General features: G+C 38.8%; 1 protein-coding gene and 1 pseudogene. Both read left to right on the top strand.

From position 1 onward, the window contains the following. Positions 1-1765, top strand: a 1765-nt coding sequence (gene secA, locus AC1DOS_RS19575; protein WP_477538827.1) for a preprotein translocase subunit SecA, incomplete at its 5' end; no start/stop codon positions are given. A gap of 18 nt (positions 1766-1783) precedes the next feature. Beyond that, positions 1784-2194: pseudogene (locus tag AC1DOS_RS19570) on the top strand (PCRF domain-containing protein); the annotation flags it as partial.

Below are 2194 nucleotides of genomic sequence, written 5' to 3'. Positions count from 1 at the left end.
CTATTCATACGATGAATCGACTAAAGGCGTAGTTTTAACTGAAGCTGGTATTGAAAGAGTTGAAAAAGCGTTTGGCATTGATAATTTATTCGACTTGACACATGTCCGTTTAAATCACGCAATCAACCAATCATTAAAAGCACATGCGAGTATGCATAATGATGTGGACTATGTGGTTCAAGATGGGGATGTTGTGATTGTTGACTCCTTCACTGGTCGGTTAATGAAAGGTCGTCGCTACTCAGATGGACTTCATCAAGCCATTGAAGCAAAAGAGGGTCTTGAGATTCAAAATGAATCTATGACCATGGCTACTATCACGTTCCAAAATTACTTCAGAATGTACGAAAAACTTTCGGGTATGACGGGTACTGCAAAAACGGAAGAAGAAGAATTCCGAAACATTTACAATATGAATGTTATCAGCATTCCAACAAACCGTGTAATTGGTCGGGATGATCGTGCAGACTTAATCTATGCTTCCATGGAAGGGAAATATAAAGCAGTTGCAGCTGATATTGCTGAGCGAAACAAAGCAGGTCAACCTGTTCTTGTAGGAACTGTTGCGATTGAAACTTCCGAAATCATTTCAAACTTATTAAAAAAACACGGTATTCAACATAATGTTTTAAATGCTAAAAATCATGAACACGAAGCCGAAATTATCTCGACTGCCGGTCACAAAGGTTCAGTTACTATTGCGACGAACATGGCTGGTCGTGGTACTGACATTAAACTTGGCGAAGGTGTTGTTGAAGTTGGCGGTTTAGCCGTTATTGGTACTGAACGTCATGAATCACGCCGTATTGATAATCAGCTTCGAGGTCGTTCTGGACGTCAAGGGGATCCAGGTATCACGCAATTCTACTTATCAATGGAAGATGATTTAATGCGTCGTTTTGGTTCTGATAATATGCGTGCCATGATGGCTCGTCTTGGAATGGACGATACTCAACCAATTCAATCTAAAATGGTTACAAAAGCAGTTGAATCTGCTCAAAAACGTGTGGAAGGTAATAACTTCGATGCACGTAAACGTTTGTTGCAATACGATGATGTTTTACGTCAACAACGTGAAATTATTTATAAAGAACGTTTAGAAGTATTAGAGACAGACAATATGCGTGGTCTTGTAGAAACGATGATAAATGATGTAATTGAACGCACAGTTACTTCACACACATCATCCGATAAACAAGCTGAGTGGAACTATAAAGGACTTGAAGATACGATTCATGCGAATTTATTATCCGAAGGTGCGGTATCACGAGATCAATTAGAAGGTAAATCGTCTGAAGAAATAACTGAATATGTTAAGACACTAGTATACAAACACTATGATGAAAAAGAAGAAGAAATGTCTTCAGAACGTATGCGAGAATTTGAAAAAGTTGTGTTACTACGTTCTATTGACTCGAAATGGATTGACCATATCGATGCAATGGACCAATTACGACAAGGAATTCACTTACGTGCATATGGACAAATTGATCCACTTCGCGAATATCAAAACGAAGGATTTGCTATGTTTGAAACAATGGTCGAATCTGTCCAAGAAGATGTAGCGAAATATGCAATGAAGGCAGAAATACGCAACAACCTTCAACGTGAAGAAGTTGCAAAAGGTCAAGCTGTTAACCCGAAAGAAGAGGGTGGGCCTGTTAAGAAAAAACCAGTACGAGCAGAGGCTTCAGTTGGACGAAATGAAATATGTCCATGTGGCAGTGGTAAGAAATTCAAAAATTGCCACGGTGCTGTTGAATAACGGAGGAATTTAGCAATGATGGAATTATCAGATGTACGTAATGAATTAGATAGAACCGCTTCAAAATTACTCGACTTTAGGGGGTCTCTTTGACTTAGAAAACAAAGAGGCACGAATTGCAGAATTAGATGAAAATATGTCGTATCCCGATTTTTGGAATGATCAAGATGCTGCTCAAGTTGTAATAAGTGAAGCTAATGGCTTGAAAGAAATTGTCAATGAATATCAAGAGTTAGTCGACACACAAGAAAATTTAGAAATGACGTTGGAATTGTTACGTGAAGAACCAGACGAAGAATTGCACGAAGAGCTCAGCAAAGAAATGAAGGAWTTCACTTCAAAATTGGGTGACTTCGAATTGCAGTTATTACTGAGTGAACCATATGACAAAAACAATGCCATTTTGGAACTACACCCTGGAGCTGGTGG

Source organism: Paenisporosarcina sp. P5_A11 (assembly GCF_056400705.1).
This window is presented reverse-complemented; position numbering and strand designations above follow the sequence as displayed.